General features: G+C 31.7%; 13 protein-coding genes. 2 read left to right on the top strand and 11 right to left on the bottom strand.

The annotated features are described in order from the left end of the window. Positions 1-564 precede the first annotated feature (564 nt). The 11 genes from HXZ74_RS08505 to HXZ74_RS08455 all read right to left on the bottom strand — a co-directional run bounded on the left by HXZ74_RS08505 (position 565) and on the right by HXZ74_RS08455 (position 11304). Positions 565-933 (bottom strand): hypothetical protein, encoded by a 369-nt coding sequence (locus tag HXZ74_RS08505; RefSeq protein ID WP_286474872.1) that lies wholly within the window; start codon positions 931-933, stop codon positions 565-567. Between the two features lie 152 nt (positions 934-1085). Then, positions 1086-1868, bottom strand: a complete 783-nt coding sequence (locus HXZ74_RS08500; protein WP_180905412.1) for a nitrilase-related carbon-nitrogen hydrolase — start codon at positions 1866-1868, stop codon at positions 1086-1088. Further along, on the bottom strand, positions 1852-2517 hold the full coding sequence (locus HXZ74_RS08495; RefSeq protein ID WP_286474869.1) for a phosphatase PAP2 family protein: 666 nt from the start codon (positions 2515-2517) through the stop codon (positions 1852-1854). The genes HXZ74_RS08500 and HXZ74_RS08495 overlap by 17 nt, the downstream gene beginning before the upstream one ends. A 133-nt stretch (positions 2518-2650) precedes the next feature. Further along, positions 2651-2995, bottom strand: coding sequence for a 50S ribosomal protein L20 (gene rplT, locus HXZ74_RS08490; RefSeq protein ID WP_038337134.1), 345 nt, complete (start codon positions 2993-2995; stop codon positions 2651-2653). Between the two features lie 95 nt (positions 2996-3090). Further along, on the bottom strand, positions 3091-3288 hold the full coding sequence (gene rpmI, locus HXZ74_RS08485; RefSeq protein WP_038337133.1) for a 50S ribosomal protein L35: 198 nt from the start codon (positions 3286-3288) through the stop codon (positions 3091-3093). A 59-nt stretch (positions 3289-3347) separates the two neighbouring features. Beyond that, on the bottom strand, positions 3348-3857 hold the full coding sequence (gene infC / locus HXZ74_RS08480; protein WP_236688239.1) for a translation initiation factor IF-3: 510 nt from the start codon (positions 3855-3857) through the stop codon (positions 3348-3350). Positions 3858-3916: 59 nt separating this feature from the next. Beyond that, positions 3917-5839: a threonine--tRNA ligase gene (thrS, locus tag HXZ74_RS08475; protein ID WP_038337131.1), complete on the bottom strand. Its 1923-nt coding sequence runs from the start codon at positions 5837-5839 to the stop codon at positions 3917-3919. A 154-nt stretch (positions 5840-5993) separates the two neighbouring features. Then, the gene (locus tag HXZ74_RS08470; RefSeq protein ID WP_038337129.1) at positions 5994-7244 is read right to left on the bottom strand and encodes a T9SS type A sorting domain-containing protein; all 1251 of its coding nucleotides are present in this window, start codon (positions 7242-7244) and stop codon (positions 5994-5996) included. Between the two features lie 420 nt (positions 7245-7664). Continuing rightward, positions 7665-8759 (bottom strand): LptF/LptG family permease, encoded by a 1095-nt coding sequence (locus tag HXZ74_RS08465; RefSeq protein WP_280062787.1) that lies wholly within the window; start codon positions 8757-8759, stop codon positions 7665-7667. Between the two features lies 1 nt (position 8760). Further along, positions 8761-9891 (bottom strand): tRNA guanosine(34) transglycosylase Tgt, encoded by a 1131-nt coding sequence (gene tgt / locus HXZ74_RS08460; RefSeq protein WP_038337127.1) that lies wholly within the window; start codon positions 9889-9891, stop codon positions 8761-8763. Positions 9892-10002: 111 nt separating this feature from the next. Further along, a complete protein-coding gene (locus HXZ74_RS08455) occupies positions 10003-11304 on the bottom strand; it encodes an OmpA family protein (protein ID WP_038337126.1) in 1302 nt (433 codons plus the stop codon). A 178-nt stretch (positions 11305-11482) separates the two neighbouring features. On the opposite strand from HXZ74_RS08455, the gene HXZ74_RS08450 reads away from it, so the two are divergent. Both HXZ74_RS08450 and HXZ74_RS08445 read left to right on the top strand, forming a co-directional pair. Beyond that, positions 11483-12385 (top strand): mechanosensitive ion channel family protein, encoded by a 903-nt coding sequence (locus HXZ74_RS08450; RefSeq protein WP_180905406.1) that lies wholly within the window; start codon positions 11483-11485, stop codon positions 12383-12385. Next, positions 12385-13641: a D-alanyl-D-alanine carboxypeptidase gene (locus HXZ74_RS08445; protein ID WP_280062784.1), complete on the top strand. Its 1257-nt coding sequence runs from the start codon at positions 12385-12387 to the stop codon at positions 13639-13641. The genes HXZ74_RS08450 and HXZ74_RS08445 overlap by 1 nt, the downstream gene beginning before the upstream one ends. Positions 13642-13685 lie beyond the last annotated feature (44 nt).

Below are 13685 nucleotides of genomic sequence, written 5' to 3'. Positions count from 1 at the left end.
GTTAAGCCTGCCTGCGCCGATGGTACTGTTACTTACGGGAGAGTAGGTCGTCGCCAGTTTTTATCAAAAGCCTCAAGTTATTCACTTGAGGCTTTTTTGTGTTTATACTTTTTGTAAAATGTACAATGTAGAAAGTATTAAGTAAAATGTAAGTTTTACGTCTAACGTATCTCTAAACTATGTTTTATAAAACAAGAAGCTTCTTCTTGATAAAAAGGAAGCTTCTTTTTTACAACTAACTCAGGAACTTATTACTCACAACTCGAAAACACCCCTAAATCCGCTCAAGAGGATAGTTTTTTATTTTATAAGCTTAAATCTTACGTCTTATAACTTATCACTCAAAACTTACTACTAAAAGATTCTTCACTTCGCTATCGCTTCGTTCTGAATGACAGTTTTGCTTTTACATTTACTAGTTCAAACTACAATATTTACCAACAAAATTGTTTACAAGGATATATTGACCATTTATTGATACTATCATCAAAATTTATTTTGTAATAATTATAATATTTTTTATTCTTTATTTTTATTCTCTTGTTTGCATTAAGAAATGTAAGGTCAGTGTACCGATGTCTTTTTACTTTTAAAATTTTTTATATTTGTGTCTTCTTTAAAGTTGGTATAATCAAGAACTGTATCATTGTTTATATTAAGTTTATCACCTTTTAACATTGTTTCTCCCATTACTAAAAACATAGAATCTTTAAAATTAACTGTTCTATTCTTTTCTTCTAAATAATCTGAAAATTTAATAAATGTAGAATCAGTATTTTTATAACCCTCATTATAAGAATAGATACTATTATAAGCTTTTACATTAGAACAACTATAAAAACAGATTATTAAGAGAATTACACTAATTAGTTTTATGCATTCCTTTTTCATAGTAAGTAGGGTTTTATGATGCGTTTTAATAACATTTTTCATTCTATCAGTTTGTTCTGGAGTTAATTTTATTCTCAATTCTTTCTATCTCTCTTGCTCTAGATATTTGACTTATAACCATTGATTATCATAAATATATGAATTAAAAAGAATTACACATGCAAAAAAAAGACCAACAAAAGTTGAGCCTGTATTTATCCAAAATAAAATGAATCTCTATCATTCAAAAAGTTGAAATGCTTTCGAGTTTTATCTTGTTCTTCTTTATCAATTTCGAATTGTAAAATTTCGGGATGATTGTTTATCGTTTTCAAATCTTGTCCTAATGTATCAAATAAATGCGAATCACCCTGATATTCGAGATTATAGCCATCTACGCCAATTCTATTTACGCCAGCAACAAAAGCCATATTTTCGATTGCTCGTGCTTTTAGAAGTGAAATCCAAGCTTCACGACGCGCTTTTGGCCAACTAGCGTTGCAAAGTATCAAATCGTACGGATCTTTTTCTGTATTGCGAATCCAAACAGGAAATCGTAGATCGTAGCAAACAATAGGACGAATTTGCCATCCTTTATAATCTATCGTTACAATTTTATCTCCAGCAGAATATACGCCAGCTTCTTTTCCGTAACTAAACAAATGTTTCTTATCGTAAATGTAAATAGAGCCGCTTGGACAGATGAAATAAAATCGGTTATAGTATTTATCGTTTTCATGCGTAGAAATGCTTCCAGCAATCGCAGAATTTAATTCTTTGGCTTTATGTTGCATCCATTCGAATGTTTCTCCAAAAGGTTTTTGACCAATTTTTTCTACATTCATCGAAAATCCCGAAGCAAACATTTCTGGTAACAATATAATATCAGTTTGATAATTGGCTAATAATTCATCTAAATAAGCGTGATTAGCTTTTACATCTTCCCAGATTACATCGTATTGTATTAATGATATTTTAAGTTTATTTTGAATTTCCATTGTTAATAAATTTTTGATCTAATTTTGGTTTATTAGATTGATTGATGATGTAATACATAAAGATAAATATAAAAAAACCAATAAACGAACCACCAACTGTATCAATCGCGAAATGGCGTGACAAGTAGATTCTACTAATTGCGATACTCGGAAAATGCAGTGCAAAAAATAATTGTAACCATCTGTTTTTGGTTAATAAACATAAAGTCATCGAAATTATTGCGGCTGTTAATGAATGTCCCGAAGGAAAAGTTGAAGCCATTTGTATCGCATAATCTTTGACTAGAATAATGTCTATTTTTTTCTGTGTAAAATAATATCCAGGACGTAAAACTTGTTCGAAATAGACATTCTTAAAAAAGACACTAATTGTTGTTGCAACTGCTCCAGAAGCTAATAAATAATAAAAATATCTTCGAGTTGTTTTCCAAAATAGATAACCAAGAAGTATAAAAAATAAATAATAGGTTCCGAAATCGGTATAAAAAACAAAGAGTTTATCGAGATAATGATTGCTGTATTGATTGAAATGCAGATGTAATTCGTCGCGTCCATAATATTGCGTCATAGCAATTGCAGCAAAATTGTAGATAAAAAATACGACAAAAAATGGCCAAATTCTTAGAAATAAATCTTTTTGTTGATTCATTTGAGTTGGGTTTTTAAATAACATTTATGATGATATTCTAAAATAAGTTTAGAATGAAATACTTCAAATTTAGGCAAAAAAAAACTTGACTAAATAGCCAAGTTTTAAAACGTTTTAATATTGTTTAAAAAAATTATTTTACTTTTTCTACGATTGCTTTGAAAGCTTCTGGATTGTTCATCGCTAAGTCAGCTAAAACTTTACGATTTAATTCAATTCCAGCTTTGTGGATAGCTCCCATAAATTTAGAGTAAGACAATCCGTGTAATCTTGCTCCAGCGTTAATTCTTTGAATCCATAACGCACGGAAATTTCTTTTCTTTTGACGTCTATCGCGGTAAGCGTATACTAAACCTTTTTCTACTGCATTTTTAGCAACAGTCCAAACGTTTTTTCTTCTTCCGTAATATCCTTTTGCAAGTTTTAAAACTCTTTTTCTTCTAGCTCTTGACGCAACTGCGTTTACTGATCTTGGCATAATTTTTAATTTTTTTGTAGTGGGCGAGATTGCTCTGCTTTAAGGCCCATCGACAGGGTTAATAATGAATTAATAAACCAAATAAGAACACGTTCTTATTTTAATCTTAATTGTTGTTTTACTGAATGAACATCAGCTTGATCAACTAAACCAGTTTGAGTTAAATTTCTCTTTTGTTTAGTCTCTTTTTTTGTTAGGATGTGGCTTTTAAAAGCGTGTTTTCTTTTAATTTTACCTGTTCCTGTTAATTTGAAACGTTTTTTCGCTCCAGATTTTGTTTTTAATTTTGGCATGATTACAAATATTTAAAATTAAAACGTTTTTTATTTTTTGTAAGATGATAAGAACCTAATTATTTTTTAGGTCCCATCATCATAATCATTCTTTTACCTTCAAGTTTTGGCATTTGTTCTACTTTTCCAACATCTTCCAATTCTTGAGCTAAACGTAACAATAAGATTTCTCCTTGATCTTTAAAGATAATAGAACGTCCTTTGAAGAAAACATACGCTTTCAATTTTGAACCTTCTTCTAAGAAAGATCTTGCGTGACGTCTTTTGAATTCGTAATCATGATCATCTGTTTGAGGACCGAAACGAATTTCTTTTACGACAACTTTCTGCTGTTTAGCTTTAAGTTCTTTTTCTTTTTTCTTTTGTTCGTATAAGAATTTTTTGTACTCTACGACACGACAAACAGGTGGAATGGCTTTTTCACTGATCATTACCAAATCTAAACCTTGTTCTTCTGCAAGTTCTAAAGCTTTAGCTATTGGATATACACCAGGTTCTATACCTTCTCCAACAACGCGTACTTCTTTCGCGTCAATCTTATCATTGATCTTGTGTTGATCTTCCTTAATTACTCTGGCTGGACCTCTGCCGCCTTTTCTTCTAATTGCGATAGTTATTCTGTTTTAAATTATTTTAATTTGATTTGTTCTTTCATGAAGTCGATAAACGCTTGAATCGTCATCTCTCCTAAATCACCTTCTCCGTGTCTTCTTACAGAAACTGTACCGTTTTCTGCTTCTTTTTCACCGATGATTAACATGAAAGGAATTTTACCGATTTCGGCATCACGGATTTTTTTACCAGTTTTCTCGTTTCTACTGTCAATCAGTCCGTTAATTTCTTCTTCGGCCAGCAAATTTAATACTTTTTCTCCATATTCCACATATTTTTCACTAATTGGTAAAATTGTGAATAAATCTGGTGTTAACCAAAGTGGTAAATTACCTGCTGTATTTTCTAACAAAATGGCAATGAAACGTTCCATAGAGCCAAATGGCGCGCGGTGAATCATTACTGGTCTGTGTTTTTCGTTGTCTGCTCCAGTGTAAGTTAAATCAAAACGTTCTGGTAAATTATAATCCACTTGGATTGTTCCTAACTGCCATTGACGTCCTAATGCATCTTTCACCATAAAGTCTAACTTAGGTCCATAGAATGCAGCTTCGCCATATTCTACAACTGTTGGTAAACCTTTTTCTGCTGATGCTGTGATAATTGCTTGTTCAGCTTTTTCCCAGTTTTCATCAGATCCGATGTATTTTTCTTTATTCTCTGGATCTCTTAATGAGATTTGAGCCGAATAATTGTCAAATCCAAGATTTGTAAATACATATAATACTAAATCAATTACTTTTTTGAATTCTTCTAATAATTGATCTGGTGTACAGAATAAGTGAGCATCATCTTGAGTAAATCCACGAACACGAGTTAAACCGTGCAATTCTCCTGATTGTTCGTAACGGTAAACTGTACCAAACTCTGCATAACGTTTTGGTAAATCGCGGTATGACCATTGAGAAGTTTTGTAAATCTCACAGTGATGCGGACAGTTCATTGGTTTTAACAAGAATTCTTCTCCTTCGTTTGGTGTTTTAATTGGCTGAAAACTATCTGCACCATATTTTGCATAGTGACCAGAAGTTACATACAATTCTTTTTGACCAATGTGCGGAGAAATTACCATTTCGTAACCCATTTTTTGTTGCTCTTTCAATAAGAAGTTTTCTAATTTTCTTCTCAAAGCAGCTCCTTTTGGTAACCAAAGTGGTAAACCTGCACCAACTTTTTCTGAGAAAGCAAATAAACCTAATTCTTTACCTAATTTACGGTGATCACGTTTTTTTGCTTCTTCTAATAACTCAAGATATTCTGTTAAATCTTTTTGTTTTGGAAATGTAATACCATAAACACGAGTCAACATTTTGTTTTTCTCGTCTCCACGCCAATAAGCTCCAGCAACATTCAAGATTTTTGCAGCTTTCACAATTCCAGTGTTTGGAATGTGTCCACCACGACATAAATCTGTAAAATTATCGTGTGTACAGAATGTAATATCTCCATCATTTAAGTTAGAGATTAATTCTGTTTTGTATTCATTGTCTTTATACGTTTCTAATGCTTCTGCTTTCGAAACTGAATATAATTTGAATTCAGCTTTTTTCTTTGCATTCTCTAACATTGCTTTTTCTACTTTCGCAAAATCAGCCTCTGTAAATTTATCCTCACCAAAATCAACATCGTAATAAAAACCTTTGTCAATCGCAGGTCCAATTGTTAATTTCGCATTTGGATAAAACTCTAAAATAGCTTGCGCTAATAAGTGAGCAGATGAATGCCAAAAAGCTTTTTTACCCATTTCATCATTCCAGGTTAACAATTTGATCGTTGCATCTGTGGTGATTGGGGTTGTTGTTTCAACTTGTTGATCGTTTACTATAGCCGAAATTACATTACGTGCTAAACCTTCACTAATGCTTAGCGCCACGTCCATAGGAGTTACGCCACTCTCATACTGTTTTACACTTCCATCTGGAAGAGAAATGTTTATCATCTTACTTTTAGAATTTGTACTAAGATGCAAAATTACGAATTTTCTGCAAGTTGACGAAATTTTTAAAGAGTTGATTTTAGCTAAAATATTAAGTAAACAGTTGAATTATTGTTTTGAATGAAATTATCTTGTTTTCGATAAAATTAATATCGAATTATTTCTTTATAAACTTTAAAACTTCGTTCGATTCTTTTGTTTTAATATAATACATTCCAGCCGCTAAGCCTTGACAGTCAATCGTTATATTTGACTGATTATTTATGCGAACCGATTGTACAATTTGTCCAACTGAATTGTAAATAAAAAGTATATTATTTTGAGCATTTAATTGAGTTTTATCAACTCCAATTATAATTTTATCATTCGTAATATTTGCTGATTGCAACCAGATAAATGGTTTTGATTCAATTGATTTTGTACTTAAACTCTCATGAATTTTAAATTGCATGACAATAGGTAAATGATCGCTCATATTATACAAATTAGTTCGTAAAGTTTGCGAGTAGATACCTGTACAATCAGGATCTTTAACATCTTTATTCAAGCAATCTCCATTATTTCCGTACGCTTTGTAACTATCGTTTATAAAAGAAAAACGTGTACTATTTTTGAAATTTTCGCTCATCATAATAAAATCAAAACGATCATCCAAACCGCCACTTGCTCCTGCATTAGTTCCGCTTCCAAAACCTACGTTAGAAACGCGCGTACTTTGTGTATGCAAATAACTAAAAGCTGGATTATCTTGCCAACTTCCAGGCGCATTGAGTGGATCTATCATCAAAATAGCATTCGCTGGATTGATAATTTCTTGATATGCTGGTTCTGATGAATTATAAAAATTAAAATCTCCAGCAAAAAGTACATACGTATTAGGTTGTGTTAATTTTTTCAAAGATTTTGTAACTTCTTGCACCATTTCCAAACGCATTTGACGATTTGCAGGTCCTGTACTCGATTTTAGATGTGCAACAAAAACTTCTAAATGAATAGGATCGTTTGAAGTAATATTTAATTGAAAAGAATATTGATTGATGTCACGATAAACTGTGGGAATTTTCTGTTGATTAACTAACGTTAATTTGCGTGTGTTATAAAAAACCATTGTTTGTAACGGATCATCTAATTTTGTTGTGTCAGCTACAAAAAGTGCGCGAGCAAATTTATCCGGTTGATTTTGCAAAGATGTATTTAAGATTAAATCAGCGCCATTTTCTGTTACTAATTCACAAATCATAAATAAATCTGGTTTGTATTCGTCTAAAATATCTCTTAAGATCAATTGACGATTTTGAGGAAGTGAATTCGGAAATTTGAACACATTATAAAACATTGTATTTAATGTTTCTTGTGAAAAAATAGAAACCGAAAGGATTAAAAATAAAAGGAGTAAATTTTTTTTCATATCAATTGATTTTAGTTTTACACTTCAACTTGAAATCTAAAAAAAATAATTTAGAATATCTTAAAGTTATTAATTATCAATTGAATAAAAAATTATTTCTTTACAAGCGGATGAATTATTAGAAAACTGATTTTAACTAAAATTTTATGGTTTAGAATTGATTAATTTGAAAGTAATAAACCAGATAAATATACAGAATAGAAAATCAAACATATAAATAAATATATTTTCATTAATAATATCTCTAAAGATAATTTGATGAATAGAAAAAGGTATTAGATTAAAAAATCCAGGACGGATAATTAAGATAAAAAGAACTAAACTAATTATTGTTGGTATTAAATATTTTTTCATCGAAGAATTATTTAATTAAAAATACAAAAAAATCCAGTTCGAAAAGAACTGGATTTTTGAAATATTTTATGAACGTGCTCGTCTGAAATATAAAAACAAAGTTAGTAATCCGAAGACGATGTTTGGTATCCACGAGGCGACAAGTGGCGACACATATCCTTTTTCGGAAAACGTAGACGTTGTTTGCGAGAAGAAAATGTAGACAAACGCTAACGAAATACCTACTGCAAGGTTGATTCCGATTCCTCCACGACGTTTTTTAGATGAAAGCGATAAAGCCAAAAGTGTCAAAATAATAGTTGAAAATGGACCGCTTAAACGGTTATTTAACTCATTTTCGTATGTATTTACATTGGCAGAACCTTTTGCTTTTTGTTTTTGAATAAATTCATTCAATTCGAAGGTATTCATTGTTTCAGCAACATATTCTTCTGGTAAAATTTCGTCAGGAGAAGCTGGCAACTTCAAATTTGTATTGGCTTCGTAATTTAACTTTTCGGTTTTATCCTTGTTAATTTCTCGCGTGTAAACACTCATTAATGCATAAGTAGAATCTTTATCATTCCAATTAAAACTTGAAGCGATGATTTGTTTCTTCAACTCAGTCGAATCAAATTTTTGATACATAAAAGAACTTCCTAATTTTTCTGTTCTGTCATAACTATCAACAAAAACAAATTCATCAGGAGAAATTTGCGAACCGATACGTTGTCGTTTATAATATTCTTCCTTGTCGTTATTACTCAATAAATGGGTGTATTGGTATTTATTTTTTTTGATATTTGCCCAAGGCAAAACCACATTTCCTACTACCAAAGCAGAAATAGCTAAAAATATAGCAACCCAAATATATGGAAGTGTAAATCGATAAAAACTAATACCACCCGAAAGTACACCTACAATTTCGGTTTGCATCGTCAGTCGTGATGTAAAATAGATCACAGTGATAAAAACGGCAATTGGTAAAAAGGTGTTAATAATCCAAATAGACCAATAAGGGTAAAATTGGGTTAAAGCCGAAAAAGCTGTAGAACCACTATCATTAATACGCCCTAATTTTTGACTAAGATCGACAATAACGGCGATAGTAGACAAAATCAAAACCATGAAGATAAAGGTCCCGATAAAGTTTCGGATGATGTATTTATCAATTATTTTCAAACTACAGACGTTGTTTTAATTGTGGAACAATTTGTTCTTTCCATTGAGCGAAATCTCCTGCTAAGATATGCTGTCTTGCAACTCTTACCAAATCTAAATAAAACGCAAGGTTGTGAACAGATGCAATTTGTTTTCCTAAAGCTTCGTTGGCATTGAATAAATGACGAACATAGGCTTTTGTGTAATAACTATCCACATAGCTTGTTCCGTTTTCGTCTAATGGTTCGAAACAATCTTTCCATTTTGCATTTTTCATGTTCATAACACCATTCCAAGTGAATAACATTGCGTTACGCGCATTACGCGTTGGCATAACACAGTCGAACATATCAACTCCTAAAGCAATACATTCGATGATATTCCAAGGTGTTCCAACTCCCATTAAATAACGAGGTTTGTCTTGTGGAAGAATTTCTGTTACGATATCCGTCATTTCGTACATCACAGGTTCTGGTTCACCAACAGATAATCCACCAATTGCATTTCCTTCTGCACCGAAATCTGCAATATATTTTGCTGATTCTTGACGCAAATCTTTGAAATCATTTCCTTGTACAATTGGGAAAAGTGTTTGTTTGTGATCGTAATATTCAGGATTATTGTTTAACCAAGTTCTACAACGCTCCAACCAACGATGTGTGACATGCATCGCACGTTTTGCATCGTGATATTTTGCTGGAATTCCTGTTAATTCGTCAAAAGCCATAAAAATATCAGCTCCGATATAACGCTGAATTTCCATTGATTTTTCTGGCGTAAACATGTGGTAAGATCCGTCGATATGCGATTTGAAACGTACACCTTCTTCAGATTTTTTACGACTTGTCGCCAAAGAATACACTTGGAATCCTCCAGAGTCTGTCAAAATTGGTTTTTGCCAATTCATAAATTTATGTAATCCACCCGCTCTGTGCAAAATATCTGTTCCTGGACGTAAATACAAATGATAAGTATTTCCAAGAATGATTTGGGCTTTAATATCTTCTTCTAATTCACGTTGGTGAACAGATTTTACTGTACCAACCGTACCAACTGGCATAAAAATAGGTGTTTCGATTTTACCATGATCGGTTTCTACAACACCAGCTCTTGCCTTAGAAAATTCGTCTTTTTTATCGATTGAAAATTTCATAGTGTGCAAAGATATTAATTGTTTAGCTTGTTGCGAGTTGGTTTCGAAAAAAATAACAAAAAAATAAGGATAAAGTTGCCTTTACCCTTATTTAGAAATTTTATGAAATGATTATTTTGTAAAACGTAATGACATTTTGCGATCAGAAGCTCTTTCTGCGTCAGAAGCTGTTTCAGCTACTTTTGCAAACTCTTCTCCGTAACCTTCGGCAGCAATAACTTGCGCACCAACACCACGTTTTGTTAATTCAGCTTTTAAGTAATCTGCTCTTTTTTGAGAAATTTCTTTGTTTTTCGCATCATCACCAACTTTATCTGTGTACGCTCCAAGTTTAATTTTTGCTGTTGGATATTTTTTCAAAATTGCAGCAACATTATCTAATTGAACGTCAGAACCTGGCTCTAATTGATCTGTTTTACCAAAAACGAAGTTAACATTATCAAAATTGAACCATTTTTCTTTTAATTGATCTTCTGTCATTGTTGCAAAATCTGGCGCTTTGATAAATTTGATAATTTGATCTTCTAATCCATTTGCGTATCCTTTCAAAGCAACACCATCTAAATCGATATCAGATAATTCTTTTGGTGCAGCGTTTAGAGAATCCTCATTCAATGAATCAACCACAATTTCAGTTTCTTCTGTAACAACTGTTTTTTCTTCGTTCTTATTGCATTTTTTTAATAAGAAAAAGGCTGCTAAAGCAACTAAAATTAATGGAATTAACCATTTCCAAAAACCTCCACCGCCATTGTTGTTATGAGTTTCTGCGTAAGCATCAACTGGTGCTACATAAGGTTTTTCTTCTGGTTTTACATCAACTACTTTTCTTGTTTCTGTAATAGTTTCAGTTACATGATCTTTTGCAACATCTATTGTTTCAGTGATTTTAGGCGCATCGTTAAACATTGTTCCTAAACCTAAAGCTCCAAGTCCTAAACCAGTAGGAATTAATCCTAAAATTTTATCTTTAATTCCACCTAAAGATGAAAAGAAATCAGATTCTGTAACATTGTTATATTCTGCTTCTTTTCCAATAGATCCAAAAGTTGTTAAAGCTGTTAAGTCTAATAATTTTGAAGATGAACCTGTCGAAATTCCAGCATATTCAGCAATTTTAGAAACGATTGGTTGCGTATTCGAACCAAAAATAACATTGATTAATTCTTTGATCGTGTCTGGCGTTTCTTGTTCTGTCGAGATATTTGCTAATCCACGAGAAGCACCAAAAGATTTGATGGTATGAAATAAACCAGTTGTTGAATTCTTTTTTTCTAAAACACCTCCTAAAAGAATAGGAATAAATGCATTGATTGCTTTAGAAATTCCCGATTCACTTTCACCTAATTCTGAAGAAGTTTTCGAGATCAAATCTGGGGTAATATACCCTTTTACTAATTCAATAATGTTCATAGATTTTAATTTTTAATTATAGTCCTTTTTTGATTGTAATTTATTCTTAACGAATATTGTACCAATATTCATATTTATTAAAATTAGTTAAAAAAAATGATAATTTTTCTATTTTTTTGAAAAGATGTTAGATTGGAACTAATTTTATCAACTGAATTACTAATAAAAAAGAATAATTATGCAAGAGCAAGACAAAGTAGATAGTTTGCAAGATGTAATAACAACTCCATTTAAGGATTTAGAAAACTTTACACAATGGTTATTAACGAAAGGTTCTGAGGTTGGATGGAGCTTAGTTTCTGCTTTATTAACCTTAATAATTGGTTTTTGGGTAACAGGTAAACTTGTCAAGTTAATCGAAAAAAGAATGGTTGCACGAAATGTCGATTTATCAATTCGCACGTTTTTAATTCCAATTCTTAATATATTATTCAAAGCTATTGTATTAACTTTTGTTGTAGGACGATTAGGTTTTAATGCTTCTGGTTTTGTTGCAGCTTTAGGAGGTGTTGGTTTAGCAGTTGGTTTAGCTTTGCAAGGTTCTTTGTCAAATTTTGCAGCAGGAATTTTAATTATTCTTTTCAAACCTTTCAAAGTTGGAGATTATATCGTATCGCAAGGAAATGAAGGAAGTGTAGAGTCGATAAATTTACTAAATACAGTAATTGCAACTGCAAAAGGACAGATCATAACTTTGCCAAACGGGAATTTATTTAACAATCCAATTACCAATTATTCTGTAAAAGAATATCGACGATTAGATGTAAATGTTGGTATTTCTTATGATGATGATTTTGACAAAGCGCGCGAAGTTTTGTTGAATGTTTTAGAGAAAAATGAATTGGTTGATGATACACAATCTAAAACGGTTGAGATTCTAGAATTTGCTGCAAGTTCTGTGAATTTGGCTGTGCGTTGTTATGTGAAAAATAGTGATTATTGGACGGCTTATTGGCAATTGTATCGTGCAGTGAAATATGCGTTAGACGACAATAATATCTCGATGCCTTATCCACATACAGAAATGATTATTAAAAACGAATCGAACTCGTCAACAATTCCTTTCGAGAACAAAGATTAATGAAGTATTTACTTACCATATTATCAATTTTTTTGTCTGTGCATCTTTTTGCACAGACCGAATTAATTGAGAAACATCTCAATTCTGATTTTTATTCCACTCAATTCACAGGATTTTATTTGTATGATCCAATCACGAAAGAAGAAATTTATAATTATAACGGAAACAAATTTTTTATTCCAGCATCTAACACCAAAATTTTTACGTTGTATACAGCGATGAAAATGTTGAATGATTCGATTCCAGCATTCAAATATCAGTTGATTGGTGACGAATTGCATATTGAAGGAACTGGAGATCCAACTTTTTTGCATCCAAAATATAAAAATACACGAGCGTTAGATTTCCTGAAAAATAATGGTTCTAAAATTGTTTTTCATTGGAATAATTTCGACGAAGAATCTTTTTTACCAGGTTGGACTTGGGACGATTTTAGAAAAGATTATGCACCAGAAAGAAGTCAGTTTCCGATTCATGAAAATTTAGTTTCAATTTCGAAAAATGGAAGTTCAATCAAAACATTTCCGACATATTTTGAAGAATTGACAGAAATTAGAGAAATGCCAGAGCCGAGGAATTTCTATGATAATAAATTTTATATCAGCAATAAAAAACGAACAGAAAAAGTTCCTTTTATTGTGAATGAAACAGTGATAGAAAAATCGTTGTCGCAAATTTTGGGTAAACCTGTTGATATGGTCAAAACGCCAATGGTTAATAATCCGAAAGTGTTTTATAGTCAGAAATCAGATGATGTTTACCGCGAAATGATGGAAAATAGCGATAATTTTTTGGCTGAACATTTATTGATTTTAGCTTCGAGTACTTTGCCAGGAAAACTGAGCGCTTCTGAAACGATTACCTATTCGAAAAGATATTTATTGAATGATTTGAAACAACAGCCAGAATGGTTTGACGGTTCGGGATTATCGCGTTATAATTTGTTTACACCACAAAGTTTTGCACAAGTTTTAGGGAAAATGTATAACGAATTTCCAGAACAACGTTTGTTTTCTATTTTCCCAATCGGCGGTAAAACGGGAACAATCAAAAATAGATACAAAGATTCAACGCAGCCTTATATTTACGCCAAAACAGGAACGTTGAACAATAATGTAACGTTGAGTGGTTATTTGAAAACTAAATCTGGAAGAACATTAATTTTTAGTTTGATGAATAATAATTCGATCAAAGATTTATCTTGGATTCGAAATGAGAACGAAAAGTTATTACGAATGATTAGAGATAATTATTAAATGTATTTGAAATAAAAAAGCCTTCCGATTTCGGAAGGCTTTTG

The organism is Empedobacter sp. R750, assembly GCF_030324345.1.
GTDB classification, from domain to species: Bacteria; Bacteroidota; Bacteroidia; order Flavobacteriales; family Weeksellaceae; genus Empedobacter; species Empedobacter falsenii_C.
The sequence above is the reverse complement of the archived record's forward strand: the minus strand, read 5'-3'. Positions and strand labels throughout refer to the sequence as shown.

Excerpts from the sequence above, each read along its gene's own strand:
- HXZ74_RS08450 (WP_180905406.1), top strand. The coding sequence starts at position 11,483 with ATGCAAGAGCAAGACAAAGTAGATAGTTTGCAAGATGTAATAACAACT.
- rpmI (WP_038337133.1), bottom strand. The coding sequence starts at position 3,288 with ATGCCAAAATTAAAAACAAAATCTGGAGCGAAAAAACGTTTCAAATTA.
- HXZ74_RS08455 (WP_038337126.1), bottom strand. The coding sequence starts at position 11,304 with ATGAACATTATTGAATTAGTAAAAGGGTATATTACCCCAGATTTGATC.
- thrS (WP_038337131.1), bottom strand. The coding sequence starts at position 5,839 with ATGATAAACATTTCTCTTCCAGATGGAAGTGTAAAACAGTATGAGAGT.
- rplT (WP_038337134.1), bottom strand. The coding sequence starts at position 2,995 with ATGCCAAGATCAGTAAACGCAGTTGCGTCAAGAGCTAGAAGAAAAAGA.
- tgt (WP_038337127.1), bottom strand. The coding sequence starts at position 9,891 with ATGAAATTTTCAATCGATAAAAAAGACGAATTTTCTAAGGCAAGAGCT.
- HXZ74_RS08470 (WP_038337129.1), bottom strand. The coding sequence starts at position 7,244 with ATGAAAAAAAATTTACTCCTTTTATTTTTAATCCTTTCGGTTTCTATT.
- HXZ74_RS08495 (WP_286474869.1), bottom strand. The coding sequence starts at position 2,517 with ATGAATCAACAAAAAGATTTATTTCTAAGAATTTGGCCATTTTTTGTC.
- HXZ74_RS08500 (WP_180905412.1), bottom strand. The coding sequence starts at position 1,868 with ATGGAAATTCAAAATAAACTTAAAATATCATTAATACAATACGATGTA.
- HXZ74_RS08445 (WP_280062784.1), top strand. The coding sequence starts at position 12,385 with ATGAAGTATTTACTTACCATATTATCAATTTTTTTGTCTGTGCATCTT.
- HXZ74_RS08505 (WP_286474872.1), bottom strand. The coding sequence starts at position 933 with ATGAAAAATGTTATTAAAACGCATCATAAAACCCTACTTACTATGAAA.